The organism is Pseudomonas sp. B21-028 (assembly GCF_024749045.1).
In the GTDB taxonomy this organism is placed as follows: Bacteria; Pseudomonadota; Gammaproteobacteria; order Pseudomonadales; family Pseudomonadaceae; genus Aquipseudomonas.
Window position 1 is genome coordinate 1,883,786 of record NZ_CP087184.1, and the last position, 25,076, is coordinate 1,908,861.

Annotated in this window: 27 protein-coding genes; 15 read left to right on the forward strand and 12 right to left on the reverse strand. The window is 61.1% G+C overall.

Translation table 11 applies throughout. The features are described 5' to 3' along the window. Positions 1-242: 242 nt before the first annotated feature. Positions 243-1,280, reverse strand: coding sequence for a patatin-like phospholipase family protein (locus LOY35_RS08590; protein ID WP_258631940.1), 1,038 nt, complete (start codon positions 1,278-1,280; stop codon positions 243-245). A gap of 207 nt (positions 1,281-1,487) precedes the next feature. Between LOY35_RS08590 and LOY35_RS08595 the strand changes: the two genes are divergently transcribed. The 3 genes from LOY35_RS08595 (at position 1,488) to LOY35_RS08605 (ending at position 3,685) form a co-directional block, all read left to right on the forward strand. Continuing rightward, positions 1,488-1,778: a hypothetical protein gene (locus LOY35_RS08595; RefSeq protein WP_258633524.1), complete on the forward strand. Its 291-nt coding sequence runs from the start codon at positions 1,488-1,490 to the stop codon at positions 1,776-1,778. A gap of 110 nt (positions 1,779-1,888) precedes the next feature. Beyond that, positions 1,889-2,650, forward strand: a complete 762-nt coding sequence (locus LOY35_RS08600; protein ID WP_258631941.1) for a CHAD domain-containing protein — start codon at positions 1,889-1,891, stop codon at positions 2,648-2,650. A gap of 237 nt (positions 2,651-2,887) precedes the next feature. Continuing rightward, on the forward strand, positions 2,888-3,685 hold the full coding sequence (locus tag LOY35_RS08605; protein WP_258631942.1) for an acyl-CoA thioesterase II: 798 nt from the start codon (positions 2,888-2,890) through the stop codon (positions 3,683-3,685). A 13-nt stretch (positions 3,686-3,698) separates the two neighbouring features. Here LOY35_RS08605 and LOY35_RS08610 read toward each other — a convergent pair whose 3' ends face one another. The 3 genes from LOY35_RS08610 to LOY35_RS08620 form a co-directional block, all read right to left on the reverse strand. Then, on the reverse strand, positions 3,699-3,905 hold the full coding sequence (locus tag LOY35_RS08610) for a hypothetical protein (protein ID WP_258631943.1): 207 nt from the start codon (positions 3,903-3,905) through the stop codon (positions 3,699-3,701). A gap of 308 nt (positions 3,906-4,213) precedes the next feature. Further along, positions 4,214-5,695, reverse strand: coding sequence for a methyl-accepting chemotaxis protein (locus LOY35_RS08615; RefSeq protein WP_258631944.1), 1,482 nt, complete (start codon positions 5,693-5,695; stop codon positions 4,214-4,216). 216 nt (positions 5,696-5,911) lie between these two features. Then, the gene (locus LOY35_RS08620) at positions 5,912-6,718 is read right to left on the reverse strand and encodes a TatD family hydrolase (protein WP_258631945.1); all 807 of its coding nucleotides are present in this window, start codon (positions 6,716-6,718) and stop codon (positions 5,912-5,914) included. Positions 6,719-6,954: 236 nt separating this feature from the next. On the opposite strand from LOY35_RS08620, the gene LOY35_RS08625 reads away from it, so the two are divergent. The 3 genes from LOY35_RS08625 to LOY35_RS08635 all read left to right on the forward strand — a co-directional run bounded on the left by LOY35_RS08625 (position 6,955) and on the right by LOY35_RS08635 (position 9,465). After that, on the forward strand, positions 6,955-8,373 hold the full coding sequence (locus LOY35_RS08625; protein ID WP_258631946.1) for a transglycosylase SLT domain-containing protein: 1,419 nt from the start codon (positions 6,955-6,957) through the stop codon (positions 8,371-8,373). Between the two features lie 98 nt (positions 8,374-8,471). Further along, positions 8,472-8,906 carry a DoxX family protein gene (locus LOY35_RS08630; protein WP_258631947.1) on the forward strand — a complete coding sequence of 145 codons (435 nt, stop codon included), beginning with the start codon at positions 8,472-8,474 and terminating at the stop codon, positions 8,904-8,906. Between the two features lie 250 nt (positions 8,907-9,156). Then, positions 9,157-9,465 (forward strand): class I SAM-dependent methyltransferase, encoded by a 309-nt coding sequence (locus LOY35_RS08635; protein ID WP_258631948.1) that lies wholly within the window; start codon positions 9,157-9,159, stop codon positions 9,463-9,465. Here the strand turns inward: LOY35_RS08635 and LOY35_RS08640 are convergent. The 4 genes from LOY35_RS08640 to LOY35_RS08655 form a co-directional block, all read right to left on the reverse strand. Beyond that, positions 9,452-10,339 carry a hypothetical protein gene (locus LOY35_RS08640; RefSeq protein ID WP_258631949.1) on the reverse strand — a complete coding sequence of 296 codons (888 nt, stop codon included), beginning with the start codon at positions 10,337-10,339 and terminating at the stop codon, positions 9,452-9,454. The genes LOY35_RS08635 and LOY35_RS08640 overlap by 14 nt on opposite strands. A 136-nt stretch (positions 10,340-10,475) precedes the next feature. Then, on the reverse strand, positions 10,476-10,973 hold the full coding sequence (gene greB / locus LOY35_RS08645; protein ID WP_258631950.1) for a transcription elongation factor GreB: 498 nt from the start codon (positions 10,971-10,973) through the stop codon (positions 10,476-10,478). 34 nt (positions 10,974-11,007) lie between these two features. Further along, a complete protein-coding gene (locus LOY35_RS08650) occupies positions 11,008-13,512 on the reverse strand; it encodes an ABC transporter permease (RefSeq protein WP_258631951.1) in 2,505 nt (834 codons plus the stop codon). Beyond that, a complete protein-coding gene (locus LOY35_RS08655) occupies positions 13,512-14,195 on the reverse strand; it encodes an ABC transporter ATP-binding protein (RefSeq protein WP_258631952.1) in 684 nt (227 codons plus the stop codon). The genes LOY35_RS08650 and LOY35_RS08655 overlap by 1 nt, the downstream gene beginning before the upstream one ends. A gap of 10 nt (positions 14,196-14,205) precedes the next feature. Here LOY35_RS08655 and LOY35_RS08660 point away from each other — a divergent pair, with 10 nt between their 5' ends. The 3 genes from LOY35_RS08660 to LOY35_RS08670 all read left to right on the forward strand — a co-directional run bounded on the left by LOY35_RS08660 (position 14,206) and on the right by LOY35_RS08670 (position 16,430). Beyond that, positions 14,206-14,811 (forward strand): arylesterase, encoded by a 606-nt coding sequence (locus tag LOY35_RS08660; RefSeq protein ID WP_258631953.1) that lies wholly within the window; start codon positions 14,206-14,208, stop codon positions 14,809-14,811. Between the two features lie 56 nt (positions 14,812-14,867). Further along, positions 14,868-15,161: a hypothetical protein gene (locus LOY35_RS08665; protein ID WP_024776677.1), complete on the forward strand. Its 294-nt coding sequence runs from the start codon at positions 14,868-14,870 to the stop codon at positions 15,159-15,161. 297 nt (positions 15,162-15,458) lie between these two features. Further along, positions 15,459-16,430 carry a L,D-transpeptidase family protein gene (locus tag LOY35_RS08670; RefSeq protein WP_258631954.1) on the forward strand — a complete coding sequence of 324 codons (972 nt, stop codon included), beginning with the start codon at positions 15,459-15,461 and terminating at the stop codon, positions 16,428-16,430. Between the two features lie 123 nt (positions 16,431-16,553). Here the strand turns inward: LOY35_RS08670 and oprI are convergent, their stop codons facing one another. Continuing rightward, entirely contained in the window at positions 16,554-16,805 is a 252-nt protein-coding gene (oprI, locus tag LOY35_RS08675) for an outer membrane lipoprotei OprI (protein WP_258631955.1), read from the reverse strand. Between the two features lie 634 nt (positions 16,806-17,439). Between oprI and LOY35_RS08680 the strand changes: the two genes are divergently transcribed. Beyond that, positions 17,440-17,721 (forward strand): GNAT family N-acetyltransferase, encoded by a 282-nt coding sequence (locus LOY35_RS08680; protein ID WP_024776680.1) that lies wholly within the window; start codon positions 17,440-17,442, stop codon positions 17,719-17,721. A 73-nt stretch (positions 17,722-17,794) separates the two neighbouring features. On the opposite strand, the gene LOY35_RS08685 is transcribed toward LOY35_RS08680, so the two are convergent. Further along, the gene (locus LOY35_RS08685; RefSeq protein ID WP_003199364.1) at positions 17,795-18,871 is read right to left on the reverse strand and encodes a 3-deoxy-7-phosphoheptulonate synthase; all 1,077 of its coding nucleotides are present in this window, start codon (positions 18,869-18,871) and stop codon (positions 17,795-17,797) included. A 432-nt stretch (positions 18,872-19,303) separates the two neighbouring features. Between LOY35_RS08685 and LOY35_RS08690 the strand changes: the two genes are divergently transcribed. From LOY35_RS08690 to cysB, 4 genes are all read left to right on the forward strand, one after another. Continuing rightward, entirely contained in the window at positions 19,304-20,257 is a 954-nt protein-coding gene (locus LOY35_RS08690; protein WP_258631956.1) for a putative 2-dehydropantoate 2-reductase, read from the forward strand. Between the two features lie 20 nt (positions 20,258-20,277). Further along, a complete protein-coding gene (locus LOY35_RS08695) occupies positions 20,278-21,183 on the forward strand; it encodes a 5'-nucleotidase (protein WP_258631957.1) in 906 nt (301 codons plus the stop codon). Between the two features lie 151 nt (positions 21,184-21,334). Then, positions 21,335-21,835, forward strand: a complete 501-nt coding sequence (locus LOY35_RS08700; RefSeq protein ID WP_258631958.1) for a universal stress protein — start codon at positions 21,335-21,337, stop codon at positions 21,833-21,835. A 111-nt stretch (positions 21,836-21,946) separates the two neighbouring features. Continuing rightward, entirely contained in the window at positions 21,947-22,921 is a 975-nt protein-coding gene (gene cysB, locus LOY35_RS08705) for an HTH-type transcriptional regulator CysB (protein WP_041020064.1), read from the forward strand. Between the two features lie 6 nt (positions 22,922-22,927). Here cysB and LOY35_RS08710 read toward each other — a convergent pair whose 3' ends face one another. Then, complete coding sequence (locus LOY35_RS08710) at positions 22,928-23,410, reverse strand: transcription elongation factor GreAB (RefSeq protein ID WP_258631959.1); 483 nt, start codon at positions 23,408-23,410, stop codon at positions 22,928-22,930. 2 nt (positions 23,411-23,412) lie between these two features. Next, entirely contained in the window at positions 23,413-23,799 is a 387-nt protein-coding gene (locus tag LOY35_RS08715; protein ID WP_258631960.1) for a cytochrome b/b6 domain-containing protein, read from the reverse strand. A gap of 121 nt (positions 23,800-23,920) precedes the next feature. On the opposite strand from LOY35_RS08715, the gene earP reads away from it, so the two are divergent. Then, positions 23,921-25,054: an elongation factor P maturation arginine rhamnosyltransferase EarP gene (earP, locus tag LOY35_RS08720; protein WP_258631961.1), complete on the forward strand. Its 1,134-nt coding sequence runs from the start codon at positions 23,921-23,923 to the stop codon at positions 25,052-25,054. Positions 25,055-25,076: the final 22 nt, after the last annotated feature.

The window sequence follows — 25,076 nt, forward strand, 5'->3', positions numbered from 1 at the left end:
ATAGCGCGGTCAGCTTGGAGCTCGGCCATCGCTCCTTCCACACACGGCGCGGCGCCGCACGACGGAGAAGTCCCATGAATGTCCCGGACGGGTGTCATTGCTGCTGGCTGTCGCGCTGCTTATCTATCTGACGTGTGACCCGACTCGTCCCCGGTCCATTGTGACCGAGGCGGGGGATATTGTTGTTGGGAGGTGAGGCTGATGCGCCAATCTAATCGGGCGCCACAGGGTTAGGTGTAGCTTCAGCTTTGCTCACTCTCATATCGATCCAGGGTGTCACTGGCAATCTCGCGTCCCAACGCGATCAACTCCGGCGCCTTGTAGAACTCGAAGAACCGGCACACCCGTTTCGGCACGTTGATCAGTACATCGGGCGGATACCCAGCGATTTTGTATTGGGCCAGCGAGGTCTGCATCACTTCGAAACTCTGGTTGATCAAGTCCAACAACGAGGCCGGGCCGACGTTGTCGATGATGAACGAACCGGTAGCGGACTTCGGTGCGCCTTCAGCCTCGGGCGCGGCAGCCGGTTGCTGGCCTTCGGGTTCTACGGATTCGAGCCACGGGTTGATTTCGCCGGCTTCGGCCTTCAACGCTTCCTGCTCCAGCAGTAACAATTGCTCGGCCTGCTTGCGCCTAAATGGCAATTTCGACCCCAGGGAACTGATGAGATTGTCGAATCGGCTCCTGAACGCGGCGGGACGTGGGATCACCGGCAATCTGTACTGTCGCTGGTTCGTGGCATTGAGATTGACTGCGATGATCAGGTCACAGTGGCTGGACACCACTGGCACGATCGGCAGCGGATTGAGCAGGCCGCCATCCACCAGCATGCGGTTGCCTTGCATCACTGGCGTGAACAGGCTGGGAATCGCCGCCGAGGCGCGCATCGCCTGATGCAGGCAACCCTCCTGGAACCAGATTTCCTGTTGGTTGGTCAGGTCCGTGGCCACTGCAGTGTAAGGGATGCGCAGGTCTTCGATATTGAGTTCGCCGACGATCTTGCGGATCTGCCCGAAGACTTTTTCACCGCGGATCGCACCGAGGCGAAAACTGACATCCACCAGCCGCAGGACATCCAGGTAATCCAGGCTTTCGATCCAGTTGCGGTAATCCCTGAGCTTGCCGGCAGCGTAGATCCCACCCACCACAGCACCCATCGAGCAACCGGCGATGCAGGCAATGTCGTAGCCGCGTCGTTCGATTTCCTCGATCACCCCGATATGGGCGTAGCCCCGGGCGCCGCCCGAACCCAATACCAATGCGACACGTTTTGTCATGACCCGGCCTCTTGTCGAACAGACTTCAACAATGCACTTATCGAGGGCCCGGCTCAATCGTTGTGGCACAGGCGTCGTTTTTTGACACGCTGGTGTGACATTTTTGTATGCTCGCCCACACTTGAATTAAGGCGCTCGGCTCAAGGCACTTTTCGCCTTTGCGACCGTCTTACCAGCACGACTGTTTGACCTGACTGAGGTGTAATGATGAAAGCCCGGAACTGCCTGCCCCTAGTAGCATCCCTGATGGTTCTGGCCCTGGCCGGTTGCGCAGGCAAAACAGCTTATCGTGACAGCTGCGGTAGCCAGCTCGATGCTGCCTGGCATGAACTGGACCTCGCCAAGGCCGAAGGCTTTGCCGGTACTGTCAGTTACTCCAAGGCCCTGTCGCTGCTGACCGGTGCCAAGACCCAGCAACAGTTCGAAGCGTTCGAAGGCTGCTCCAGGAAAGCCGAGAAGGCGCGTTTCTACATCCGCGAGTCCCGCGCGGGACGATAAAAAAGCAGCGGCAAGTTGTAAGCGACAAGCTGCAAGAGAGAAGCAGGCGACACGCCTCTACTTGCAGCTTGAAGCTTGAGGCTTGCATCTGCGTACGGAGTACGACCCCCATGATTGATCGGCTGGTGGCCCGGATCCTCGGCCTGGAAGTCCGCCTGCTGGCCTGTCAGGCCCGCTTGAATGCCCACACAGACAGCGAAGCGCTGCATGATCTGCGGACCACGGTTCGCCGTTTGCGCAGCCTGCTTCGCCCGTTGCGCGGCCTGCCAGGTGTCGAACAACTGGAAACAGCTGCTTCGGCGGTCGGTACCCTGACCACGCCGTTACGTGACAGGGAAGTGTTGGCGGCCTACCTTGAGCAGCACGGCAACACCGATGCGGCGCAACGGCGCCAGCTGCAGATGGCCGAAGCTTATCCGGCCGTGGCCGCCAGCCGCGAGTTGGCGCAGCTGTTGATGATTCTCGATGCCTATCCGCGCTTTATTCGCGCTGCCCAGCGTCAGGGCCTGCTCAAGGGATTGCGCAAACGCATTGAAAAGCGCCTGGACAAACAATGGAAAAAACTCGGTGAAGCGTTGCGTGACCCGGCCCATGATCGTCACCGGTTGCGGCTGCTGATCAAGCGCGTGCGCTATGCGATCGAAGCCTACCCGGAACTCGACCGCTTGCCGGAAGCAGCCATGCCACGACTCAAGTCCGCCCAAGGCGCCCTCGGCGATTGGCACGACTGCTGGCAATGGCTGGCCCGGGCCGAACAGGAGCATGACCTGCAACCCTGTGTGCCGATCTGGCGCACCACCATGACCCAGGCCGAAGCCAAGGCTGACAAGGTCCTCGATAAGCTGATCGCGAGCTGCTTCGAGAAATCCTGAAAACACCACGCCCTATCCCTCTGTGGGAGCGAGCCTGCTCGCGATAGCGTCGGGTCAGCTTGCATCCATGTGACTGACCCTCCGCCATCGCGAGCAGGCTCGCTCCCACAAATGGTCTGTGCGTAGATTCCAGCGCGGCGGCCTATCTGTCAGCCTCTTTGGCCGGAATGAGCGCTGTGTCGTTTATCCCGGCTGGTTAAGATTCCTTCATCCTTCTCCCATGCTTTCGAGGTTGCCATGCGCTTTTCCGATTTGATCGATGCCGTGCGCCGTCAGCCAGACGCCGTGACCATCGCGCCTGAATGGGGCCAGGGACGCGCCACTTTTGGTGGGTTGGTGGCGGCGCTGCAGTATGAGGCGATGCGTGCGCGAGTGCCGGCGGACCGTCCGGTGCGTTCGCTGGCGATCACCTTCGTTGGCCCGGTCGAACCGGACGTGCCCGTCAGTTTTGAAGTCGAGGTGCTGCGTGAAGGCAAGGCGGTCAGCCAGGTGCAGGGGCGCGCGGTGCAGAACGGCCAGGTGGTGACGGTGGTGCAAGGCAGCTTCGGTGCATCGCGCTCCTCCGTGGTGGCGGTGCAGGCCGATCCCGCGCCTGAATTCAAAGGCGTCGAGCAATGCCAGGAGCTGCCTTACATCAAGGGCGGCACGCCGGAATTCATGCGGCACCTGGCGATGTGCTGGAGTGTCGGCGGCCTGCCGTTCACCGGCAATAAGTCCCGCAGCATGGGCGGCTGGGTACGGTTGCGTGGGGATGTAAAGGAAGAGCCGCTCAATGAAGCCCATATCCTCGCACTGGTGGATGCCTGGCCGCCCGCGCTGCTGCCTCACCTGACACAAATGGCGCCGGGTAGCACGCTGACCTGGACCATCGAATTCGTCCAGCCGGTGCTGGCGCTCACGACGTTGGACTGGTGCAAGTACCTGGCCGAGATCGAGTATGCCCAGGACGGCTACGGTCACGTCGCCGCGAAGTTCTGGAGCGCCGATGGCCGCCTGATCGCCATGAGCCGGCAGACGGTGACGATTTTCGGCTGAGGTACGTGGGCGCTCAGTGAGGGTGGCGCAGCAGTCCCAGCGAGGCGAATACTGCGATGATGCCAATGCTGATGTCCGCCAGGTTCAGGTTGAGCGTGCCCGAGATGATCAGCAGCGATGCGATGATGAGCAAGGGCACGGCGATCAAGTGCAACGCCGGGTACGCCGGGTTGAAGGCGTGCCATTGCCAGCCTTTAAGGGTGGGGTGACGTTTGTGCATGATGCTGCTCCTTATGCCTGACATCTGTTGATACAAGAATAGGCATGGCGGGGCAGGGCGGCGAATCGCGGTTGGCTATGGGAGCGATAGTGTCAGTTTTCGGATGAAGCAATCGCGGGCAAGCCTTGCTCCCACAGGTTCATGTGTGTCCTTTATGGGATGAGGCTTGCCTCTCCACAGGTCCACATTTCCCTTGTGGGATAAGGCTTGCCTCTCCAGAGGTCCACATTTCCTTTGTGGAATAAGGCTTGCCTCCCCACAGGTCCACATTCCCTTTGTGGGAGCAAGGCTTGCCCGCGACGACGGTTTCAGAGCCTGAGTTGTCCAATCGCCTTGCTCAGCTCGCCCGCCAGGGTCGCCAGTTCATGACTGGTGGTGGCCGAATCCACGGTCTGGCGCACGGTGTTTTCGGTCACGTCGCGGATGCCCACCACCGCCCGGTTCATTTCTTCCGCCACCTGGCTTTGCTGCTCGGCCGCGACGGCGATCTGGGTGTTGCTCTCGCGCATCTGGGCCACCGCCCCGGTGATCTGCGCCAGTGCCTCGCCGGCCTCGCGGGCCTGTTGTACGCAATCGTCGGCCTTGTAGGAGCTTTCCTGCATGAAGTCCACCGCGTCCTGGGTGCCCGCCTGCAGGGCCGACACCATGGTGGTGATTTCATCCGTGGAGACTTGCACCCGTTTGGCGAGGTTGCGTACCTCGTCGGCCACCACGGCAAACCCCCGACCCATTTCCCCGGCCCGCGCCGCTTCGATGGCGGCGTTGAGGGCCAGCAGGTTGGTTTGCTCCGCGATGCTGTGGATCACACTGACCACGCTGTTGATCTTCTGACTGTCTTCGGCCAGGCGCTGGATCATTTCGGCGGTCTGCTGCACCCCGGAAGAAAGGCCGGTGATTGACTGCTCCACCCGATTGACCACCTCGCGGCCATTGCCGGCCAGGGTGTCGGCGGCTTTCGACAGGTCGCGAGTGGCGCCGGCATGTTGGGCGATGTGATACACCGTGGCGGACATCTCGTTGATCGCCGTCGCCGCCTGATCGGTTTCACTCTGCTGCCCAAGCATCCCGTGGCGAACCTCGCTCATGCTCGAGGCCAATCGTGCCGCGCCACTGTCCAGTTGGCGGGCGGTGCTGGCCACGGTATCGACCACCCGCTGATAGCCGGCTTGCATGGCGTTGAATGCGGCGGCCATCTGACCCACTTCATCCTCGCAGGACAGGGGCACGCGGGCGGACAGATCGCCGGTTTTCTCCACATGCAGCATCACGTCCTTCAGGGTGTTGAGCTGGCTTAACAGAAAGCGGATCAACAATTGCGAAGCGCCCAGCATGGCCAGCATCAACACGAACACCGCCATGGCGTATTGGCTGAAACGCTCGCCGAATACCTGGCCCAGGCTTGCACCCTGGGCCAGGACGGCGAGCTGTTGGCCGTCGCCGCGCTGGATGATTTCAGCGCCCAACAACGGTTGATTGCCCACCAGCGGTTTGGGATCCAGATCGACCCAGCCCCGCGCCTGCGCCAGTGAAGGTAATGACTGATCGTTGAACGTGGGCGCTTGGCCTTGCTGGAAAGCCAGCAGGTGATCGGCCTTGGGCAGCGCTTGCCCGACCGGCCAGGCACTGAGCAGACGCGCCTGGGCATGGGTCTTCTCCCGGGCCGCCTGATTGCGAGCTTGTTGTTCAAGCTGCACCGCGTAGAGCACGAGCAGCAAGGTGGTCACGAAGGCGACCGCGTTGACCGCCCAGAATTTGTATTTCAGCGAGATATTGCTAAGCCAGGCACCCATGGAAGGTCTTCTCTGATAGCGGAAACAGTTTTGGCAAGGTGCCATTATTCTGCCGCTATTTCGGCGACTGGAGTTTTGATGTGGGTCAACAGAGCCGATGGCTGACCGGATTCCCTGTGGGAGCGAGCCTGCTCGCGATAGCGGAGTGTCAGCCACTGACTTGCAAGCTGACACACCGCTATCGCGAGCAGGCTCGCTCCCACAAGGGATCTGGGCTCAGGAGATCGTGGGCAACCCGAAAAACGCCCGCGCACATGCCGTGCTATGAGACGCCAGGTCTTCCTGGGTTTCGCCCCGATGCAAGGCGATTTCCCGCAAGACTTCCGTCAGGTAGGCCGGCTCGTTGCGACCGTTCTTGGGTTTGGGACGCAGGGTGCGGGGCAGGAGGTAGGGAGCATCGCTTTCGAGCATCAGCCGGCCGCGAGGGATCTCGCGTACCAGCGGATGCAAATGCGTGCCGCGGCGTTCATCGCAGATCCAGCCGGTGATACCGATGTGCAGGTCCAGGTCGAGGTAGTTGAACAACGCTTTCTTCTCGCCGGTAAAGCAATGCACCACCGCGGCCGGCAGACGGTCGCGGAAATCCCGCAGGATCTCCAGCAAGCGCTGGTCGGCGTCGCGTTCGTGAAGAAAGACCGGAAGTTGCAGTTCCGCCGCCAGGGCGAGGTGTTCTTCCAGGACTTTCTCCTGTTGTGGGCGAGGGGAGAAGTCCCGGTTGAAATCCAGTCCGCATTCTCCCACGGCACGGACGCGGCTTTGCTTGAGCAGGTCCTTGAGATGCCGGGCGCTGTCGGCGGTCCAGTCGCTGGCGCTGTGGGGGTGGATGCCGGCGGTGGAGAACAGGCGGTCACCGCTCTCATCCAGCTGTTGGCATAGCTCCAGCGCCTGTTCGCTGCCTTCGATGCTGGTGCCGGTCAGGACCAGTTGGCAGACCCCAGCTTCATAGGCGCGCTCAAGCACCGCCTGGTGTTTACCGGCGAAACTGGGGTTGGTCAGGTTGACGCCGATATCGATGAGTTGCATGGTGCTACCTCGGCCCAAAGGCCGGAAAGCATATCAGAGCTGTAGATTTATAAGAAAAGCCAAGAACTACAATGAGTTGAGGCTGTCTGTTGAGGCCACGAGACAGGTCGGGTTGGTATAAACGCCGTCACTGTGCCAGTCTTTCGCACTTTTCAGCGCCCCAGGTGCTCTGTTTCTGTCGACCCAAGCCTCTTTTTTACAGATGGCGGGGTCGCGGTATTCCTTCCGGAGAGTGGATGACACGTCCCCAGGTGTTGCTACTGCTGTGTTGTTCGCTGTTGCTGCCGATGCCGGCCGAGGCACGCCTGCCTGGGCCGGTGCAGGCAGTGGCGCCGGGTACGGTGCGTGACTTGGCGCAGATCCGCAGCAGTCGCGTACTGAAAGTATTGGTCAACCAAAGCCGCAACAGTTCCGGGGAAGTCCAGGGGCAACCCATCGGCGTCGAATACCATCGGTTGCGGGCGTTCGAACAATACCTCAACGGCCATGCCCGGGATGGCCAGGAAATCACCCTCAAAATCATTCCCAAGGCCAAGGACCAACTGCTCGGTGCCTTGCAGCGCGGAGAGGGCGACCTTGTGGCGCCGGGGGAGTTGCTCGAGCCCCTGGCCAGTCATGCGGTCAGTGCCAGCGATCCAATCCGCAGCGGCGTGCCGCTGATGCTGGTGGGCATCAAAGGGGAGAAACGCTACACGCGGGTGGAGCAGCTGTCCGGCAAGACCCTGGCCTTGCCCACCGGCAGTGCGGCGGGGGACGCGGTGGGCCAGATCAATCAGAAGCTGGCGCTGCTCAAGTTATCGCCGGTGAAGATCGAATGGGTCGACCCCACCCTGGCGGTGGAGGATGTACTGGAAATGGTCCAGGGCGGAATTTTCCATCTGACCATTGTCGAGCAACCTATCGCCGAGCGCTGGGGCAAGATCCTGCCCAAGCTGCGCTTCGACCGGCAGCTGTTGATCGGTGAGCCGGATAACGAGCACTGGTTCGTTCGCCGCGACGCCGCCATGCTGCGGGCGAGCATCAACGGCTTCCTGACGACCTACAAGACACCGTCCAACGAGGACGCCGCTTTCCTGCGCATCTACCGCCGTTTATACCAAGTCCATTATCCGCTGGGCCGGGCCGACCGCCAGCGGCTGGAGAAGCTGCGTCCGGTGTTGCAAAAATACGCCGAGGCCCAGGGTATGGACTGGCTCAACCTGGCGGCCCTGGCCTTCAAGGAGTCCGCCCTGCAACCCCGCGCCCGCAGCGGTAGCGGCCCCACCGGGCTGATGCAGATCACTCCGGCGGCGGCCAATCGGGTCGGGGTTGGCAACATCCAGAACCTGGACGCCAATGTCCAGGCCGGCGCCAAATACCTGGCCATGATCCGCCGCAAGTTTTTCTCCAGCCCCAAACTCAACGAGCGCGAACGCATGGCTTTTGTGCTGGCCGCCTACAACATGGGGCCCGAGCGCGTCCAGGGCATGCGTGCCGAGGCCCGGCGGCGAGGATTGAATCCCAACCAATGGTTTTTCCAGGTCGAACGCATTGCCATGGAGCAGGTAGGAATGGGCGCCGTCAGCTACGTTAATAGTGTGAACAAATACTATCTGGCGTTTGATCGGGAGCGGGAGTCGCTGGAGCCGAAGGACAAGGTTGCATTGCGCAAGTGATCGAATAAATAGATTTGTATGGCGGAGTTTTTGCGCTTTTCATATGGATTTAACTGATTAATATGGCGACCAACCCACACATTCCAAGGAATAAACCTATGAGCTCCTTCATCAACAAAATCCTGTTTACCCGTGCCGGCTACGGCCTGACCGTCCTGCGCATCGCGGTCGGTGTCATTTTCGCTGCTCACGGCTCGCAGAAACTCTTCGGTCTGTTCGGTGGCTACGGGCTGGCGGGGACCGCGCAGTGGATGGAAAGCGTCGGCCTGACACCCGGCTACGTGATGGCCATGTTGGCCGGTGGCACCGAGTTTTTTGCCGGGCTGGCCTTGATCGTGGGCTTGCTGGCTCGCCCAGCGGCATTGGGGCTGGCCTTCCTGTCCCTGGTGGCCATTTTCTCCGTGCACATTGGCAACGGCCTGTTCATGGCGAACAATGGTTATGAATTTGCCCTGGCGTTGCTGGCCGCGAGCATTGCGGTGTTGATCGAGGGGGCAGGCAAGCTGTCGATCGATCGGGCCATCGCTGGCTGATCACCGAGCCAAACCATCGAAGGCCCGTCTGGTACGGGCCTTTTTTGTGGCTGCAGATTCTTGACACTGGCCCGTCGGCTTCTCTAGGATGCTGCTCATGCGCCGATTTAAACAGCTACTTGCGGGGCGCCAGATGACTCATCCAGTCATCGTCAGAAGCTTGGAACAGGCTTCGAAATACCGCTAAAGCGCTGGTTCGGTGTTGCCTCTCACCTGCCATGCAGACTTTTTGAGGCAGAGACACGACACAATGAACGCACCCAGCCCCCTTGTACGTCTTGCGCCGATTACGGCGAGCCTTCTGCAGCGCAATCCAAAAATCCTTTTGGGCGGTACCCATCAGCCAACGCTGTTGCGTTATCTCGACGGCTGGCCGCGGCGCAGCCACGGGCCCGCTGCGTTCCTGATCCAGTTTGTTGAAGATGGCGAATCCCTGGCACGTTTCGCCAGCGACAGCTTCGACCTGGCGGTCATTCAATCCCCCAGTGCGGCGGATGCTCCTGAAATGATCCGGCAATTGACCCGTGTGGCGCGGCAAGGGCTGATCACCCGGCGTTGAGGTTGTCCGCCTTGGCCATCGCCTTGATTCCATTGGCGTGCATGCAGTTGAACACTATTCGGCTGCGGGTCGACCAGTCGGTGTTGATGATATGGAAGCGCTGGATATAACTGTTGCTGTCCCTGGACTCGAACCACTCATCTATCTTCTCGCTGAAGTCGTCGGGAAGATGAAAGGGCAGCACGTATTTGGCGCATTGTATCGAGCGCAATACGAAGTCGGGTTTCTCCCTGGCGGATTGCTCATCCATGAAGGTCTTCAAGGCCTCGGTGGTGTTCAGGTTCTGACCGCTCCATTGATGCTTCACGCCTTTCCAGTACTTCGCCCTGACGCGGTGATTGTAGGCAATGACCACTGTTCTCTCCGGACGATGGGTCCATATATCTTCCAGCGTTGAACGCCGCCAGTTGCGGGGGACCAGCCGTTGTCCGATTTTCGAATCGATCAGGCTGTGCAGCTCCTGGTGGACGGCTCGGTTGAAATGCTTGAATTTATGAAAGTTCAAAATGACGATTTCCTTTGCCCTCGCGGCCTTGTGGTCGGGGTCATCGTAAAAATCATTCAACGGCGCCAGAACGTCACCGCCCACCGTGCGTCCGGAGGAGGTGAGGTGAAACAGTTGAAAGCGCTTGTCGCTGCCGATGGGGGCGTCGGCGGAAAACACCACGCGCAGGTCGAGCACGCGAAAACCCGCCAGGATCTGTTCGATGACCGGTACGTCCTGGGTCTTTTCCTGAGGCAACGTAGGGGTGGGGGCTTTTTTGTCCGCGCCGGAGTCATGGGTGCCGGGCAGAATCAGTTCGTCGATACGCAGTTTGTATAACTGGGGAGTGTTGTACATCCAGCAGTCCAATCCATGGTGGGTAGCCTTCATGATTATTCATCCTTGAATAATGTTCTGAGCGAAAGGCGCGAGGCAGCGCGCGCCATTCATTCTGCGCAGCGCTGTCATCTTGTCAAAGGATCAAGTTTGCTGGGATGTTTCGAGGCGGACGGGCTTTATCAGCGGATCATGGATACGTGATATCCACGACATAGACCAGCTTCTCGCCTGTCGGTGTCTGCACCCTGACTTCAGCGTCCAGCGCCTTGCCAATCAGTGCCCGCGCCAGCGGCGAATCGATGCTGATCAGGTTCTGCTTCAAATCCAGCTCGTCGGGCCCGACGATGCGATAGCGGGCCTCGTTACCGTCCTCGTCCTCGACCGTGACCCATGCACCGAAATACACCTTGTTGGGGTCGCTGGGTTTGTCACTGACGACTTTGAGTGCTTCGAGGCGCTTGGTGAGGAAGCGGACGCGGCTGTCGATTTCCCGCAGCATTTTCTTGCCGTAGGTGTACTCGGCATTTTCCGAACGATCACCCTGGGCCGCCGCCTCGCTGACAGCCTGGGTCACCTGGGGGCGGCGCACATGCCAAAGCTCATGGAATTCGGCGCGCATCCGCGCCTCGCCCTCGGGGGTGATCAGCGCGGTGCCAGCGGTGCGAGGTGGGCGATAACGGCTCATGGCAACTTCTTGTGGTGGTAGAGACGGAAGTCTATCAACCCTCGCGCAACACTGTCAGCGGGCTGGCGTTGAGCGCCCGCCGGGTGCCGAACACTCCCGCTGCGCCGATCAGCAACGCGCCTGCCAGCGGCAACACCAGCAACCATGGATGCGGATGCCAGGGCAAGTCGAAGGCAAAGCGGTAGAGCACCAGGCTGACCAGTTCCGACCCCAGGGCCGCCAGCAACCCGCTGACCGCACCCAACAGACCGAACTCGATGCGTCGGGCCTTGACCAGCAAGGGACGTTCGGCCCCCAGGGCTCGCAGTAACGCGCCTTGGCGAATCCGTTCATCAAGAGTGGCCTGCAGGCCGGAGAACAGCACGGCCATGCCCGCCGCCAGCACAAACAGCAGCACGTACTCCACGGCCAGGGTCACCTGGGCCAGAATGCTGCGCAGTTGTTGCAGCAAGGCTTCGACCTGCAGGATCGTCACCGCCGGGAAGGCCCGGGACAGATCGACAATCTGCTGGTCGTGACCGGCGGCCAGATAGAAGCTGGTGAGGTAAGTGGCCGGCAGGTCCTTCAGGGTGCCGGGTTGGAAGATCATGAAGAAGTTGGGCTGGAAGTTGTCCCAGTTGATCTCCCGCAGGCTGGTGACCTTCGCTTCGCGATTGACGCCCCCGACACTGAACACCAGCCGGTCGCCCAGTTTGATCTGCAGGTTCTCGGCCACTTTGCCTTCCACCGACACCCCCGGTATATCGTCTGGTGGCTGCTGCGGCCACCAGTTCCCGGCGGTGACGACGTTTCCTTCCGGCAGGTCCGCGGCCCAGGTCAGACTCAGGTCGCGCTGCAGTGCCCGGTCCCCGGCCGAGTCCTTGGTGACGAACTCCCTGGCCGGTTCGCCATTGATGCTGATGAGGCGTCCCGGTACCACGGGATAGAGCGGGGCCGAATGCGCCGACAACTGCAACAGCTTGTCGGTGAAGGCCTGCTTGTCATTGGGCAGGATGTTCAGGGCGAAGTAGTTGGGGGCATTTTTCGGCAGCTGGTTCTGCCAGGTATCCAGCAACTCGCCGCGCAACAGTGCGATCAACGCCATGGACAACAGGATCAGGCCGAATGCCAATGCCTGGCCGGCCGCGGCCAGGGGATGGCGCAACAGCTGGCCGAGCCCCAGCCGCCAGGGCAGGGACGCGCGGGCGAGCATCCGGCGCAGGCTCTGAAGCAGCAGCAACAGCAGGCCGCCGAGCACCAGTGCGGCGACGACACCGCCGCCGAGCAGGGCGAAGGTCAGCACCAGGTCCAGGCTCAGGCGCCACATGATCAGGCCAAGAGCGCCCAGCGCGGCCCCATAGACCACCCAGGTACTGGAAGGAATGGGCAGCATGTCCCGGCGCAATACGCGCAACGGTGGCACCCGCCCCAACGCGGCCAGGGGCGGCAGGGCGAACCCCGCGAGCGCCACCAGCCCGGTGCCGACCCCGGCGATTGCCGGTAGCAGACCGCCGGGCGGTACCGTGGCGGGTAGCAGGTCATGCAGCAAGGCGAACAGTCCCAGTTGAGCGATCCAGCCGAGCAGGGCGCCGCTGAGGCTCGCCAGCAGTCCCAGTACCGTCAGTTGCAGGCTGAACAGCACCATGGTTTCTCGTCGTGACAGGCCCAGGCAGCGCAGCAGTGCACTGGCATCGAAGCGCCGGGTAGCGAAACGGTTGGCGGAGAGCGCGACTGCGACGCCGGACAACAGCACCGCCACCAGGCTGGCCATGTTCAGATAGCGCTCGGCTTTGCCCAGGGCGCCACCGATCTGCCGGTTGCCGTCGCGGGCATCCTGCAGGCGCTGGTTGGCTTCCAGGCCCGGCTTGATCAGGTCGCGATAGGTTTGCAGGGCGGACGCCGGGCCTCGCCAGAGATCGCGATAGCTGACGCGGCTGCCGGGCTGCACCACGCCGGTGGCTTCCAGATCCTTGAGGTTGATCATGACCCGGGGCGTGAGGCTGTAGAAATTGCCGGCGCGATCCGGCTCGTAAGTCAGCACCCGACTCAGGCGCAAGGTGGTATTGCCGACGTCGATGCTGTCGCCGATCTTCAGGTCCAGTGCCGTCAGCAGCCGGGCTTCGACCCATGCCTCGCCCGGGTTCGGTCGTCCGCCGGGCTCTTCCGGGGCGAAGGGGGAAGGGGCGCTCTTCAGCTCGCCGCGCAGCGGGTAGAGATCGTCGACAGCCTTGACGCTGGAGAGCTGGATGCCGTTGTCGGTGGCGACGACGCTGGAGAACTCCACCACAAGGGCATGCTCCAGGCCCAGCTCGGTGCCGCTGCGGATCTGCTCGTGGCGGGCAGGCGAGCTGCCTTCAAGCAACAGGTCCGCGCCGAGGAATTCGGTGGCGCGCAGCATCATCGCGCCGTTGAGCCGGGCGCCGAAGTAGCCGATGGCGGTGCTGGCCGCCACGGCGACCAACAAGGCGAAGAACAACACACGCAACTCGCCGGCGCGGGCGTCGCGCAGCAATTGACGGACTGCGAGACTGAACAGGCGCAACAGCGGCAAGCGTGCCATCAAGGCTCCAGGGGCGCGACCATCTGGCCGGCTTCAAGTCGGATCAAGCGCCGGCAACGATGGGCCAGGCGTTCGTCATGGGTGACCAGCACCAGGGTCGTGCCGCTTTCCTTGTTCAGTTCGAACAAGAGATCGCTGATGCGCTCGCCGGTGTGGCTGTCAAGGTTACCGGTGGGTTCGTCGGCGAAGAGCACGTCGGGCTCGGCGGCGAAGGCACGGGCAATTGCCACGCGCTGCTGTTCGCCACCGGAGAGCTGGCGTGGCGAGTGGGTCAGGCGCTGGCCCAGGCCGACCCGTTGCAACAGCTCGGTGGCGCGTTCGCGGGCATCCTTGCGACCGTCCAGCTCCAGCGGCAGCATGACGTTTTCCAGCGCATTGAGGCTGTCGAGCAGTTGGAACGACTGGAAGACGAAGCCGACGTGCTCGGCGCGGATCCGCGCCCGCTGGTCTTCATCCAATGTACCGAGGGACTGCCCGGCGAGGGTCACTTCACCGCTGCTGGGCAGGTCCAGGCCGGCCAGCAGGCCCAGGAGGGTGGATTTGCCGGAACCGGACGCACCGACAATGGCCAGGCTGTCGCCCTTGTTCAGTTCCAGGCTGAGTTCGTGCAGGATGGTCAGTTCACCTTCCGCGCTGGGAACCACTTTGCTAAGGTCCTTCGCGGTGAGAATGCTTGAGCCCATGGAGAATCCGATGCGTGTGTGGTTTTTGAGTGCCGGCCTGGCCTTGATGTGCATGGTCCAGAACGCAGCGGCGGGTACAGTCCTGATCGTTGGCGATAGTATCAGCGCGGCTTTCGGCCTGGATACCCGGCAAGGCTGGGTGTCGTTGCTCGAGCAACGGCTCAAAACCGAGGGTTTTGACGACAAAGTGGTCAATGCGTCCATCAGTGGCGACACCAGCGCGGGAGGCCAGGCGCGGCTGCCGGCGCTGCTTGCAGCCCATAAGCCGGACCTGGTGATCCTGGAGTTGGGCGGCAACGATGGCTTGCGCGGACAGCCGCCAACACAATTGCAACAAAACCTTGCAGCGATGATCGACAGCGCCCGCGCCAGCGGTGCGAAGGTGCTGCTGCTGGGCATGCAACTGCCGCCCAACTACGGCCGGCGCTACACCGATGCCTTCGCCAAGGTCTACAGCACCCTGGCCGATGAGAAAAAAGTGCCGTTGGTGCCGTTTTTCCTCCAGGACGTCGGTGGGGTTCCGGGGATGATGCAGGGCGACGGATTGCACCCGTCCGTCGCGGCCCAGGGCAAGTTGCTGGAAAATGTCTGGCCGACACTGAAACCGCTGCTTTGACGCTTTTCTACAGGCGGTCTTTCGGCTAATGTGGCGCCCCCGATTTGGAGCCCCCGATGCCGCGTCCCGCCTGGTCCCTGTTTGCCTACCAACTGATCGAGCCTGACGAACAGCTGGACCTGTTCGCCTGCCAGGAAGTGCGGGTGCATCTGGTGACCCGGCAACTGGAGCTCGGTGGCTCGGCGGACCGCACGCTCTGCGGCAGCCTGCTGCCGGCCCAGCCGCGCTGGTCTGCCGTCGATCGGCGGATATTCCAGGATCATCGCCTGTGCTCGCTGTGCCGGGCGATCCTCGAGTCCCAGAAGCGCGGTACCTCACCGATCTGGCCGGAGCTGCGGTTCGAGTTGTAATCGCCAGGATTCAAGGCATGCCCTTGTGGGGAACTGTGGGAGCAAGGCCTGCCCTAATGCCAGTCAGTTAAGCCACAAACTGTGGGAGCAAAGCTTGCTCGCGATTGTGGTAAGTCAGTTAGCAACAATGTTGACTGGTCTGTCGCTATCGCGAGCAAGCTTGGCTCCCACAGGGGCATATCTAGTTCCATATTGCTGCATATCGGACGCGCCATCGCCGCTCTCCCCGTAATACCGGGCTGCGGTGTACAATCGCTGTTTTCATACCCTCTATTCGATCTGCGAAGGATGTCCCGGATGTTGCTGCGCTTGCCTGCCGTCGCCCGCTGCCTGTCTCTTGCCGCCCTGTGTATGGCGGGGCCCGTTGCTGCACTGGAGCTGCCTCTGCCGCCGCCGGGTGAGGACATCGTCGGCCAGGTGCAAGTGATCAAGGCCAAATACGAAGACACCTTCGCCGACCTGGGCACGACCTATGACCTGGGCTACGCCGAGATGGTCGCCGCCAACCCGGGCGTCGACCCCTGGTTGCCGGGAGCCGGCACGGAGATTGTGTTGCCGACCCGCTTCATCCTGCCGTCAGGTCCGCGCGAAGGCATCGTGATCAACCTTGCCGAGTACCGCCTCTACTACTTCCCCAAGGGCAAGAACGTGGTCTACACCTTCCCGCTGGGGATCGGTCGTGAGGGCTGGGGTTCGCCAATCGCCCACACGAGCATCATTGCCAAGACGCCGAACCCGAGTTGGACCCCGCCAGCGTCGATCAGGGCCGAGCATGCCGCTGACGGCGACCCGTTGCCAAGCGTGGTCCCGGCGGGACCCGATAACCCGTTGGGACCATTCAAATTCACTCTGGGCACCCCGGGCTACCTGATCCATGGCTCGAACAAGAAATTCGGCATCGGCACGCGTACCAGTCATGGTTGCTTCCGTATGTTCAACAACAACGTACTGGAGATGGCCGGCATGGTACCGGTGGGTACGTCGGTGCGCATCATCAACGACCCCTACAAACTGGGCTTGAGCGGTGGAAAGGTCTACCTGGAAGCTCATACACCGTTGGACGACAAGGGCAACCCGTCGGTGGTGGACAAGCACACCGCGGTGATCAATGCGATGCTCAAGCGTGAAGACATTACCAGCAATCTGCGCATGGACTGGAACGTGGTACGTGACGTGGTGGCCGCCGAAGATGGCCTGCCGGTCGAGATCGCCGTTCCGAATGCTTCGACGCCGATGGTGTCGAGCGCACCGATCGACTTGCAGCAGTAAGGTTCTGTTTCGGCCCGCCGGCGTTTTGCGATGCCGGCGGGTTTTTTATTGCCCGGGGAAACGCGAGCAATAAAAAAGCCGACCCAAAAAATGGGTCGGCTCGATAACAATCCCGAAGGACTATTACTTGCGGCTGGATTTTTCCAGCATGCGCAGAGCGCGCTCGTTAGCTTCGTCAGCAGTCTGTTGTGCTTTTTGAGCAGCAGCCAGAGCTTCATCAGCTTTACGGTAAGCTTCGTCTGCACGAGCTTGGGCGCGAGCTGCTGCGTCTTCGGTAGCAGTCAGACGTGCTTCGGTTTCTTTCGATGCGCTGCTGCAACCGGTAGCCAGAACTGCGGCCAGGGCCAGAGCAGAGAATTTCAGAACGTTGTTCATCGTGTTCCCCTTCAAGGACTTTCTATTTAGTGACTGTCTCCTCAGAGTGAGGAGTTAGCCGGCGTACATACTACCCATTACTTGTAGTAAGTAAACTGACGTAGCGCAAGAAGCAAAAAAATTGTAGGCGGTGATTCTTTTTCGAGCAACTTTTCTTGCTGTTGTTTAAAAAATATACAGCGCCAAGCCCTTGAATGGAGCGCGCCAGCGCACAAAAGTTCCGCTGGCGAGAGGAACTCTTGCGGGGTCGCTAAAGTCGCTGTTTATTGATTCGTCTACACTTTTGTTCATTTTTTGCGCAGCATCCCGGGCATCTTTATTGGTAGGACTGGTGACTTTAACTACGCACGCTCGTCTCAAGACTCAACAACTGGCGATGTTCAGCTATTGCGCCTTCGCTGACTTCAGCGCAACGGTGGCGTTCAAGTCGCTAAATCCGACGAGGCTACCCTCCAATGACAGGTGTGCCTTGAGCATTTGCGTCATTGGTGCCTACTATTCACGACGTGCTCGGGTTTGAGTGATTGATTTTTTGCGCTCGGTGACCGTTCAGGCACGGGGTGGCGTAGATGTTCCTTCGCCGGAAAAACATCGGTAAGGTAGGGGTCAGCATTCAGACCCGCGAGGAGTAGTGATGAGCGAGGCGTTGTCCATCCACCATGACCAGGCTGGTCATCAGTTCGAGACCACTGTGGACGGTCATCGTGCCTATCTGACCTATATGGACCTGGGCAAACAGACCCTGGACATCTATCGGACGTTCGTGCCCAACGCCCTGCGCGGCAGAGGGATTGCGGCGGCACTGACCGAAAAGGCGTTGCAGTACGCCGAAGACATGGGCTACACGGTGATCCCGTCCTGCTCCTACGTGGAGCGCTACATGGAACGTCACCAGCGGCACGCGGCGAAGCTCTGACGCAACGGATTCCACAATAAAAAACGCCGGGTTTGAAAGCCCGGCGTTTTTTATTGTGCGGTGAAAGGGGCGATCAGCCGCGCTGACGCTTTGGCAGCACATCCTTGAGTTTGGCGTGCATGCTGCGCAGGGTGTTCTCGGTCGCGCTCCAGTCGATGCAGGCATCGGTGATGGAGACGCCGTACTGCAAGTCGGCGAGGTCTTTCGGGATCGCCTGGCAGCCCCAGTTCAGGTGGCTCTCGACCATCAGGCCGATAATCGACTGATTGCCTTCCAGAATCTGATTGGCCACGTTCTCCATCACCAGGGGTTGCAGTGCCGGGTCCTTGTTGGAGTTGGCGTGGCTGCAGTCGACCATGATGTTCGGCTTGATCTTCGCCTTGTTCAGCGCCTGTTCGCACAGGGCAACACTGACCGAGTCGTAGTTGGGCTTGCCGTTGCCGCCGCGCAGCACCACGTGACCGTAGGCGTTGCCCTTGGTGGTGACGATCGACACGCCGCCTTCCTGGTTGATGCCGAGGAAGCGGTGAGGGCTGGAAACCGATTGCAGGGCGTTGATGGCGACGGTGAGGCCGCCGTCAGTGCCATTCTTGAAGCCCACGGCCGAAGACAGGCCGGAGGCCATCTCGCGGTGGGTCTGGGATTCGGTGGTGCGCGCGCCGATGGCGGACCAGCTGATCAGGTCCTGCAGGTATTGCGGGGAGATCGGGTCCAGGGCTTCGGTCGCGGTGGGCAGGCCCATTTCGGCCAGGTCCAGCAGCAGTTGGCGACCGATGTGCAGACCGTCCTGGATCTTGAACGAGTCATCCAGGTACGGGTCGTTGATCAGGCCTTTCCAGCCGACGGTGGTCCGGGGTTTCTCGAAATATACCCGCATGACCAGATACAGTGTGTCGGAAACTTCCGCCGCCAGCACTTTCAGGCGCTCGGCGTATTCGTGGGCGGCCTTGATGTCATGGATCGAGCAGGGCCCGATAACCACGAACAGGCGATGGTCGGTGCCGTCGAGAATGTTGCGGATGACTTCCCGCCCCTTGGTCACGGTGCGCAGGGCAGCGTCGCTCAGGGGGATATCGCGCTTGAGCTGGTCAGGCGTGATGAGGGTCTCGTTGGAGGCGACGTTAAGGTCATTGATCGGTAAATCAGCCATCGTGTTACTCGTCAGGTCACGGGTGCCGGCCGCCAGCGATCCCCGCGCGGCGGTGCACAGCGGATTTAAGCGCGTCGGGGAGCCGAACCTTAGCGCGTTACGAGGCTCCTCGACAATGGGCAGGGGCTGGTTTCAAGGGGATTTATCCCGGCTTTTGTGGGAGCAAGGCTTGCCCTAATGCCAGTCAGTTAAGGATCAAACGGCGCAACGCCTGTGGGAGCAAAGCTTGCTCGCGATTGCGGTAAGTCCGTCAGCATCAATGTTGACTGGTCCAGCGCTATCGCGAGCAAGCTTTGCTCCCACGAGTCTGTGGCTTAACTGACTGGCATTAAGGCTTGCCCGCGATGAAGGCGCCTCGGTTCCAAGGTAAACCGCGTAGACTTCATCGCGGGCAAGCCTTGCTTCCACAGCTTTACCAAAGGAGTCGCAAAGATGCAGGCAGGCGTAAAACCCCGGATCGGGATGATTGGTACCGGGGCCATCGGCGGGTTCTACGGGGTGATGCTGGCGCGCGCCGGCTTTGATGTGCACTTTTTATTGCGCAGCGAATTCGGCGCGGTGGCCGAGCACGGCTTGCGTATCGACAGCGCGGTCCACGGGCCCTTGAGCCTCGATCCGGTCCAGGTGTATCGCAGCGCGGCGGACATGCCGCGCTGCGACTGGCTGCTGGTCGGTGCCAAGACCACCAGCAATGCCGACCTGGCCCCGGCCATCGTCCAGGCGGCGGCTGACGGTGCGAAGGTCCTGCTGCTGCAGAACGGCCTCGATGTCGAGGAGGCGCTGCGTCCTTTGCTGCCCGAGTCGTTGCATCTGCTGGGCGGCTTGTGCCTGATCTGTGTACACCGCGTCGGCCCGGGCGTCATCGCCCACCAGGCCCTCGGCTCGGTCAGCATCGGTTATCACAGCGGCCCTTGCCGGGATCAGGCTGAACGCATGGCGGTTGTCGACGCGGCGGCCGGGCTGTTCCGGGCCGCCGGCGTGGAGGCCCAGGCAATGCCCGACCTGCAACAGGCGCGCTGGCAGAAACTGGTGTGGAACGTGCCCTATAACGGTCTTTCGGTGTTGCTGGGGGCCAGTACCACGCCGCTGATGGCCGACAATCACAGCCGTGGGCTGATCCAGGCGCTGATGGCCGAGGTGGTGCGCGGCGCCCAGGCCTGCGGTCATCACATTGCACCGGACTACGCCGGGTATTTGTTCGCGATGACCGAGAAAATGCCCGATTACTGGCCGAGCATGTATCACGATTATTCCCATAAGCGTGTGCTGGAACTGGAAGCGATCTACAGCCGGCCATTGGCGTCGGCGAAAGCGGCGGGGTGTGAGCTGCCGAAAATCGAGGCCTTGTACCAGGCGTTGGCGTTCATGGATCGGCGCAACCGCTGAACGAGCGAAGGGGGGATGACATGGCAAGCAACATCGATGACAAACTGGTGCTGGCGATTTCGTCGCGGGCGCTGTTCGACCTGAGCGAAAGCCACAAGGTGTATCTGTCGAGCGGCGTCGAGGCCTATCGGCAGTATCAGATCGAACATGAAGACGAAGTCCTCGAACCCGGCGATGCGTTCGCCCTCGTGCAGAAGTTGCTGAGCCTCAACCAGCATCTGGGGCGTGCCCGGGTCGAGGTAATTCTGGTGTCGCGCAACAGCGCCGACACGGGTCTGCGGGTGTTCAACTCGATTCACCACTATGGCTTGGCAATCTCCCGCGCCGCGTTTGTCGGCGGGCGCAGTCCTTATCCTTACCTCAAGGCATTCGGCTGTGATCTTTTCCTGTCCACCCATGCCGAAGACGTGCGCAGTGCCCTCGACGCCGGCTTTGCGGCAGCCACCATCCTGTCGGGCGGTGCCAGCCGCGCCGCCAGTGAGGAGCTGCGTATCGCTTTTGATGGCGATGCGGTGCTGTTTTCCGATGAGTCGGAGCGCATCTATCAGACCGGTGGTCTTGAGGCGTTCCAGGCCAGCGAGCGGCAATCAGCTCGCGAGCCGTTGCGGGGCGGCCCGTTCAAGGGCTTCCTGGCGGCGCTCAATGCCCTGCAGCGGGAGTTCCCTGAGGATGCCTGCCCGATCCGCACGGCGCTGGTGACCGCCCGTTCGGCGCCGGCCCACGAGCGGGTCATCCGGACCTTGCGCGAGTGGGACATCCGTCTGGACGAATCGCTGTTCCTCGGTGGCCTGACCAAGTCGGCGTTCCTCGAAGCTTTTGCCGCCGATGTGTTTTTCGACGACCAGACGGGCCATTGCGAACTGGCTCGCGAGGTGGTCGCCACCGGTCACGTGCCCCACGGCATCAGTAACGAAGTGAAGCCCTGACGGCCTGATACCGATCAGTAATCCCCTCGCCACAGGTGCCGGGTGCAGTTCGAACTGACTGGCACTGTCCCGTTTTTCTGGGCCCGTCGCACTCTTCAAGGCACTGCTAAGCTGAATCCATCTCCGCCATTCTGGCACGCGAGGAGGTCACATGATTCGCTCGATGCTGTACGCCACAGACTTGGGACTCTACGCCCCTTATGTGATGCAGCATGCCTTGGCGTTGGCACGGACGTTTGAAGCCGAGTTGTATGTAGTGCATGCGGTAGAACCGATGGGGCTGTTCGCCGAATCGGTGTTACAAAGCTATCTCGACGAGCAGGCGCTGAACGAATTTCATCGACAGGGTCTGAATACGGTGATGGCCAATATCGAACAGCGGGTTCTCGACAGTTTCCGGGAGGAGCTGGGGGAGGGGCAGCAGGATTTGAAGCTGATCAGGTCGGTCAGGGTGTTTCAGGGCGATCCTTCCCAGGTCATTCTGGAACAGGCCGCGAAACTCTCTGTCGATTTGCTGATCGTAGGCAGTCACTGCCAGGGGGCCAGTGGTGAAGCGCCCCTGGGCAGGACCGCCGCCCGGGTTTTGCAGTTGGCTCGGGTGCCGGTCTATCTGGTGCCGCTGGTGCAGCGTCGGCGCCAGGGGGAAGCTTGAGGCTAAATGATGGCCTTTTTATAAAAAGTTCTAGATTTATTGTCTCGACCATCCATATAGTTATATACCGCCGCTGATGCCCGTGGCGTCCAACTGCTTTGAGGGATACATATGAAGCTTCAACAACTGCGCTACATCTGGGAAGTGGCGCACCACGACCTCAACGTTTCCGCTACCGCACAAAGCCTCTACACGTCACAACCTGGCATCAGCAAGCAAATCCGCCTATTGGAAGACGAGCTGGGCGTCGAAGTCTTCGCCCGTAGCGGCAAGCACCTGACCCGCGTGACGCCGGCCGGTGAGCGCATCATCACCACGGCCGGCGAGATTCTGCGCAAGGTCGAAAGTATCAAGCAGATCGCCCAGGAATTTTCCAACGAGAAAAAAGGCACCTTGTCGATCGCCACCACCCACACCCAGGCGCGCTATGCACTGCCTCCGGTGATCAGCAACTTCATCAAGCAATACCCGGACGTGGCGCTGCACATGCACCAGGGCTCGCCGATGCAGATTGCCGAGATGGCTGCCGATGGTACGGTGGATTTTGCCATCGCCACCGAAGCCCTGGAGTTGTTCGGCGACCTGGTGATGATGCCTTGCTATCGCTGGAACCGTTGCGTGGCCGTGCCCCAGGGGCATCCGTTGACCAAGCTGCCCAAATTGACCCTGGAAGCCTTGGCCGAATACCCCATCGTGACCTACGTGTTCGGTTTCACGGGCCGTTCGAAACTCGACGAGGCCTTCAGCCATCGCGGTCTGACGCCGAAAGTGGTGTTCACTGCCGCCGACGCCGACGTGATCAAGACCTACGTGCGCCTCGGCCTGGGCGTGGGCATCGTGGCGAAAATGGCTGTCGATGCCAAGCTCGACAGCGACCTGGTGGTGTTGGATGCCAGCGAGTTGTTCGAATCCAGCGTCACCAAGATCGGCTTCCGTCGTGGCACCTTCCTGCGGGGTTTCATGTGCGATTTCATCGAGAAGTTCGCGCCGCACCTGACCCGGGAGGTTATGGCCAAGGCCATTCAGTGCCACAACAAGCAGGAGCTCGAAGAGCTGTTCGAGGGTGTTGAGCTGCCTGTGCACTGACGCCGACTAGATCGCCTCGGTGACCGCGAACTGTTGCCGGGCGCCCGCTACGACGATCTCCACTTCATCCCCTTCGAACTTGCCCAGCAAGCCTCGGCCCAACGGTGAGCGAGGGGTGATGACGGTGATCGGTTGCCCCACCAGGGACACTTTCAATCCCGCGGCGTCCGGCCCCAGGAACAGCCATTGCTGGCGACCGTCTTCATCCTCCAGGCCGATCAGGCTACCCACCTGGATGCCGCGCTGCGCGTCATAGGGCCTGAGAATCAGGTTCTGGCAGAGGGCGAGGGCCTGGCGGATTTCTTCCACGCGCCTGGCTTGTCCGGCAGCGAGGTAGGAGGCTTCGAGGCCCAGGGTGTCGTATTTATTCTCGGCGATGTTTTCTTCGTGGGTCGCGGTTTCGTAGGCGGTCTGCGCGGCGCGCTCGGCGATGTCGAGATCGACCTTGAGTTTGTCGAGGATCAACTGGTGGACGGTCTGTTTGTTCATGATCAGTCGCAGAATTGCAAAACGTTGGCGCGGGTCTTCTCGCTCGGCGCGTTCCGGTCCTGTTCCAGCCAGAACTGGCACTTGGGGTTGGACTGATTGCGCGGGTTGCTGCGGGCCTGGTCGAGGGCTTGCCGTTGTTCATTGCGCTGAAGGTTCTGCTGGTATTGCTCGAACATGGGATTCTGCGGTTCGGGAGGCGGTAGCACGACCGGCGGTTGCGCCAGTTGGTGCACGGCAGCGGCCACCGGGGCGAGTTGTTCACCCAGGACGAATTTAGACAACAGCCAGCCTGTCAGCACAATGGCGAGGAACCCCAGCCACAGGCCCAAGGCGATGCTGACGGTCAATTGCAAGGCGGTGAGACGCGGGGCGGGAGGGTGATCGGGCATGGTTGTTTCCTGGCAAGAACACGGGCAGGTGACGATTGTCGCATGAAGATTAATCGCCGTCGGCTCTTCTGCATCATCGGTTTATTCGGGACAATCGAAGCTTTGCCACAGGGAATCGGGAATGGCCGTGCGTTGGGATATTTTTTGCACCGTCGTCGATAACTTTGGCGACATCGGCGTCACCTGGCGCCTGGCCCGGCAATTGGTGGCCGAGCACCAATGCGCGGTCCGGCTATGGGTCGATGACCTGCGAGCCTTCGAACGGCTATGTCCGGAAATCGATGTCACGCTGGCCGAGCAATGGCAACAAGGCGTGGATGTACGCCATTGGCCCAAGGACTGGCCAGGCGCCGACGCCGCCGATGTGGTGATCGCCGCGTTTGCCTGCCAGTTGCCGGGCGCCTACATGGACGCCATGGCGGAGCGCCAGACCACGCCACTGTGGATGAATCTGGACTACCTGAGTGCCGAGGACTGGGTGATCGGCTGCCACGGGTTGCCGTCGGTCAAATACAGGCATGTCCAGAAGTATTTCTTTTTCCCCGGCTTCCGCGAGGGGACCGGCGGCTTGCTGCGTGAGTCTGGCCTGCTGGAGAGGCGTCGGCAGTTTCAACAGGATGTCGCGGCGCAACGGACGTTCCTGCAAGGGTTGGGCGTCGAGCGGGCACCGGATGCGCGGTTGATTTCGCTGTTTGCCTACGAAAATGCCGGGCTGGCCAGCTGGTTCAATGCGATGGCCGGCGATGCCCGGCCGTCCCATGTGCTGGTTCCCGAAGGGCGGGTGCTGGGGGATGTCGAGCGTTGGCTCGGGGTTGCCGATCTCAAGGTCGGTGCGTTGCATCGACGCGGAGCCCTGACGGTACAGGTGCTGCCGTTCGTCCGACAGGATCAATACGATCAGTTGCTCTGGTGCTGCGATTTCAATGCCGTGCGGGGCGAAGACTCTTTCGTGCGTGCCCAATGGGCAGGTCGACCATTCCTCTGGCATATCTACCAGCAGGAAGAAGACGTTCATCTGGAAAAACTCGACGCATTCCTCAGGCTGTACACCCAGGGCCTTCCAGAGCCGGCCGCAAAAGCGATGAGCGGTCTCTGGCGGACATGGAATGCCGGCCAGGACATGTCCGGACACTGGGAAAACGCCTGCGAACAGCAAGCGGCGCTGGCTGAACATGCCCATGCGTGGTGTCTGGCACAGGCCTCGCGACCCGATCTTGCCGCGGCGCTGGTGAAGTTTTATGGAAATTGGATATGATACGCGGCCTAGATTTTTGTCA

Excerpts from the sequence above, each read along its gene's own strand:
- LOY35_RS08590 (WP_258631940.1), bottom strand. The coding sequence starts at position 1,280 with ATGACAAAACGTGTCGCATTGGTATTGGGTTCGGGCGGCGCCCGGGGC.
- LOY35_RS08595 (WP_258633524.1), top strand. The coding sequence starts at position 1,488 with ATGAAAGCCCGGAACTGCCTGCCCCTAGTAGCATCCCTGATGGTTCTG.
- LOY35_RS08600 (WP_258631941.1), top strand. The coding sequence starts at position 1,889 with ATGATTGATCGGCTGGTGGCCCGGATCCTCGGCCTGGAAGTCCGCCTG.
- LOY35_RS08605 (WP_258631942.1), top strand. The coding sequence starts at position 2,888 with ATGCGCTTTTCCGATTTGATCGATGCCGTGCGCCGTCAGCCAGACGCC.
- LOY35_RS08610 (WP_258631943.1), bottom strand. The coding sequence starts at position 3,905 with ATGCACAAACGTCACCCCACCCTTAAAGGCTGGCAATGGCACGCCTTC.
- LOY35_RS08615 (WP_258631944.1), bottom strand. The coding sequence starts at position 5,695 with ATGGGTGCCTGGCTTAGCAATATCTCGCTGAAATACAAATTCTGGGCG.
- LOY35_RS08620 (WP_258631945.1), bottom strand. The coding sequence starts at position 6,718 with ATGCAACTCATCGATATCGGCGTCAACCTGACCAACCCCAGTTTCGCC.
- LOY35_RS08625 (WP_258631946.1), top strand. The coding sequence starts at position 6,955 with ATGACACGTCCCCAGGTGTTGCTACTGCTGTGTTGTTCGCTGTTGCTG.
- LOY35_RS08630 (WP_258631947.1), top strand. The coding sequence starts at position 8,472 with ATGAGCTCCTTCATCAACAAAATCCTGTTTACCCGTGCCGGCTACGGC.
- LOY35_RS08635 (WP_258631948.1), top strand. The coding sequence starts at position 9,157 with ATGAACGCACCCAGCCCCCTTGTACGTCTTGCGCCGATTACGGCGAGC.
- LOY35_RS08640 (WP_258631949.1), bottom strand. The coding sequence starts at position 10,339 with ATGAAGGCTACCCACCATGGATTGGACTGCTGGATGTACAACACTCCC.
- greB (WP_258631950.1), bottom strand. The coding sequence starts at position 10,973 with ATGAGCCGTTATCGCCCACCTCGCACCGCTGGCACCGCGCTGATCACC.
- LOY35_RS08650 (WP_258631951.1), bottom strand. The coding sequence starts at position 13,512 with ATGGCACGCTTGCCGCTGTTGCGCCTGTTCAGTCTCGCAGTCCGTCAA.
- LOY35_RS08655 (WP_258631952.1), bottom strand. The coding sequence starts at position 14,195 with ATGGGCTCAAGCATTCTCACCGCGAAGGACCTTAGCAAAGTGGTTCCC.
- LOY35_RS08660 (WP_258631953.1), top strand. The coding sequence starts at position 14,206 with ATGCGTGTGTGGTTTTTGAGTGCCGGCCTGGCCTTGATGTGCATGGTC.
- LOY35_RS08665 (WP_024776677.1), top strand. The coding sequence starts at position 14,868 with ATGCCGCGTCCCGCCTGGTCCCTGTTTGCCTACCAACTGATCGAGCCT.
- LOY35_RS08670 (WP_258631954.1), top strand. The coding sequence starts at position 15,459 with ATGTTGCTGCGCTTGCCTGCCGTCGCCCGCTGCCTGTCTCTTGCCGCC.
- oprI (WP_258631955.1), bottom strand. The coding sequence starts at position 16,805 with ATGAACAACGTTCTGAAATTCTCTGCTCTGGCCCTGGCCGCAGTTCTG.
- LOY35_RS08680 (WP_024776680.1), top strand. The coding sequence starts at position 17,440 with ATGAGCGAGGCGTTGTCCATCCACCATGACCAGGCTGGTCATCAGTTC.
- LOY35_RS08685 (WP_003199364.1), bottom strand. The coding sequence starts at position 18,871 with ATGGCTGATTTACCGATCAATGACCTTAACGTCGCCTCCAACGAGACC.
- LOY35_RS08690 (WP_258631956.1), top strand. The coding sequence starts at position 19,304 with ATGCAGGCAGGCGTAAAACCCCGGATCGGGATGATTGGTACCGGGGCC.
- LOY35_RS08695 (WP_258631957.1), top strand. The coding sequence starts at position 20,278 with ATGGCAAGCAACATCGATGACAAACTGGTGCTGGCGATTTCGTCGCGG.
- LOY35_RS08700 (WP_258631958.1), top strand. The coding sequence starts at position 21,335 with ATGATTCGCTCGATGCTGTACGCCACAGACTTGGGACTCTACGCCCCT.
- cysB (WP_041020064.1), top strand. The coding sequence starts at position 21,947 with ATGAAGCTTCAACAACTGCGCTACATCTGGGAAGTGGCGCACCACGAC.
- LOY35_RS08710 (WP_258631959.1), bottom strand. The coding sequence starts at position 23,410 with ATGAACAAACAGACCGTCCACCAGTTGATCCTCGACAAACTCAAGGTC.
- LOY35_RS08715 (WP_258631960.1), bottom strand. The coding sequence starts at position 23,799 with ATGCCCGATCACCCTCCCGCCCCGCGTCTCACCGCCTTGCAATTGACC.
- earP (WP_258631961.1), top strand. The coding sequence starts at position 23,921 with ATGGCCGTGCGTTGGGATATTTTTTGCACCGTCGTCGATAACTTTGGC.